Below are 2,602 nucleotides of genomic sequence, written 5' to 3'. Positions count from 1 at the left end.
GCAGAATATCCGTCAGAAGTCTTGCTGGTCGAATCGCTCTTGGAACGATTCCTGAACGATCTGCCCGCTCTTTGGATGAGTCGTCTGCGTGCACAGAAGTGTGCGTGAATGGCTTTCGACATTCAGTTCAAGCTGATTTATCAAGGCATACGGGATGTTTTCCGTGTGCGAAGTTTGAGTAATAAGACAGAATATATTTGGATTTCATCAGTGAAAGGAGCCTTTCCATGATTAAACTTCTGTTCCTGTCTCACACCGGAAGCGGCGAGCCGCCAATGGCGGAATTCATTATGAAACATTTGGTGAAAGAAGCAGGCCTGTCGGAGAAAATCTATGTCTCCTCCGCCTGCCTGGAAAAGGAAGGCTCCCCTCTCTGCCAGGAAGGAAAGGATGTACTGGCAGCCCACGGCATCCCTGCCACCAATAAGAAAGCCCTGCCCCTGGAATGGAGCACCTATGACCAGTTCAACTACATTTTCCTCATGGACAATCCCCAGGATCCCCGGCTTTTCAATACCATGGGCGGCGATGTGGACAATAAGATTTCCCTCCTGTCCGCGGCAGCCGGTTATGACGGCGGCATTGCCAATCCCTATAAAGGGGCCTCCTTTGAAGAAGCCTTCCAGGCTTCAGACATTGCCTGTCAGAAACTCTTGGAGAAATATAAGGACTGGATTGAGTAGGGCCCCTGCGGAAAGGCTGCGACCTGCCATGGGACGCCAGACAGGCCCCCGGGAGCGTGTTCACGGAGGAACAGATGGATACAAGAATGCGCTATATGGCCATGGCCAGAGAAAATGAAAAAATCATCAACCAGGGATTTTATGAAGCAGGGGGAGCGGTATTTCATTTTGCCTCTCCCCTTTCCAGACTGGAGGAAGCGGAAATCTACGGGCCGAAGGTGCTGGAAGAGATGATCTCTTCCCTTTCCGCTCCCTTTGGGGAAGGAAGAATTTCGGTGGTCGAAGGAGATACCCTGGCCTACGGAGCAGAGGGAGTCTTGAATTTTGCCAATGCCTTTACCCCCGGCGGCGGATATCTTTACGGCGCCTCTTCCCAGGAGGAAGCCCTCTGCCGGGAGAGTACCCTCTATGCATCCCTTTCAGGGAAAAAGGGACTTCCCTATTATGAAGAGAACCGGCGGCGCCAGAGTATGTACGGCTCTGGCAGCATGGTCTTTTCTCCTTTCGTAGAAATCTTCCGAAGCGCCGACGGTACTCTTTTCGGGCCGCCCCGCCAAACCGCTGTCATCACGGCGCCGGCCATAGACCTTCGGGGACCGGCAGGAGAAATGGATAAAAAGGAAATCAACCGCCGGCGGATACAGCGCATACGACGCATCCTAGCCCTGGCAGCGGCAAAGGGTATCCGGACTCTGACCCTGGGCGCCTGGGGCTGCGGCGTATTTCTCAATCCGCCGGACCAGGTAGCCTCTGATTTTTACAGGGTACTGGTGGAGGAAAGGTATCGCTTTTATTTCGACTCTATCCTCTTTGCCATATACTGCCCTGGAGACAAGAGGAATCTCCAGGCCTTTCGGGAAAGGTTTTCCCCATAGGCTTCATCCTATGGCGGCAGGCTCCCTGCTCCTTCGGCGAGAAACCCTCTCTTTCTCATGAAGTGCTTAAAGAAAAATTCAATAAGCCCTTTTTGCCGGCAGCAGCGGCATTTTTTACCATTTCCTCCTTTAAAAGATAACAATCGCCTTTAATAAAATCCTAAATGATGTATAATAGAGACAGGTTAAGGTGATAAGTATGGTTTCCATGCTGTACCGCCGGTTCCTTTTTCTTTTTTCCCGCTGGCCCGGCCCTTTGATTTCCGGCAGGTTTCCCGGCAGATGAAACGTACGATCCTTTGGGGAAGGGGAGAAATGAGAACCTTTTGAGGTCTATCCTCCGAAGTATTTCGATTGTGAGATCCGGATTCCTCAGCCACTCTGCCACAGGCAGGCTGGAGGGGCAGCGGCTGGAAGGGTCCGCGAATCTGCCGCTTTTGAAATCGTTTGACTGTTACAGGGTTTCAAAGCGGAATCATTTTTGCTGAAGGTAAGGAAGAGGCATCTTCCTCTTTCCTCTTTTTCGGCCAAGCCTTTCGTAGGGGCTGACAGGGAAAAAGGGCAGATGGAGATTGGCCATTGCACAGGAATGCATTCATTCCTTCACCCCGCACAGGTCAGTGTTTCGGCAGAAGTGACAAATTCAGCATGCGCCCTGTCTTTCTCCCGTACCCGGCTGACGGTATGACAGCCGCAGGAAATGGAAAGTTTCCTCCTTTCCCCTTTCTGCAGGGATTCTCCCCATACCTCTTCATAGGCTCATTTTCTATGGGTCCATGATTACACCATTCCCAAACTCCAAAAATACAAAGGCCTTCACCGGCTGCCATCCGGTGAAGGCCTTTTACGTGTGGATTCTATGGAGATTCTTTGGGGCTTGAGGGGTCTAAAGTTTGACGGGGCTATCGCCCCGAGGGTTCTTAGGTTTGACGCGCCTCCGGCGCGAGGGTTGTGGTGGCGCCTCTAAATTTATAGAAGGCGCCCTCTTATGATAAAACCTTAACAACCGCCCTGCGGGCGAGGAAATGCATCCCCCTTTGGTGG

Annotated in this window: 2 protein-coding genes; both read left to right on the top strand. The window is 52.0% G+C overall.

Annotated elements, in window-relative coordinates; all coding sequences use genetic code 11:
• Nucleotides 1-227: 227 nt before the first annotated feature.
• Entirely contained in the window at nucleotides 228-683 is a 456-nt protein-coding gene (locus HMPREF9453_RS06440; protein WP_008859752.1) for an arsenate reductase/protein-tyrosine-phosphatase family protein, read from the top strand.
• A gap of 74 nt (nucleotides 684-757) precedes the next feature.
• Nucleotides 758-1,558: a TIGR02452 family protein gene (locus HMPREF9453_RS06435; RefSeq protein WP_008859751.1), complete on the top strand. Its 801-nt coding sequence runs from the start codon at nucleotides 758-760 to the stop codon at nucleotides 1,556-1,558.
• The last annotated feature ends 1,044 nt before the right edge of the window (nucleotides 1,559-2,602 follow it).

Origin of the sequence: Dialister succinatiphilus YIT 11850 (genome assembly GCF_000242435.1) — a bacterium.
GTDB lineage: Bacteria > Bacillota > Negativicutes > Veillonellales > Dialisteraceae > Dialister > Dialister succinatiphilus.
Note: the sequence above shows the minus strand (reverse complement) of the source record. Positions and strands in the feature narration are given on the sequence as shown.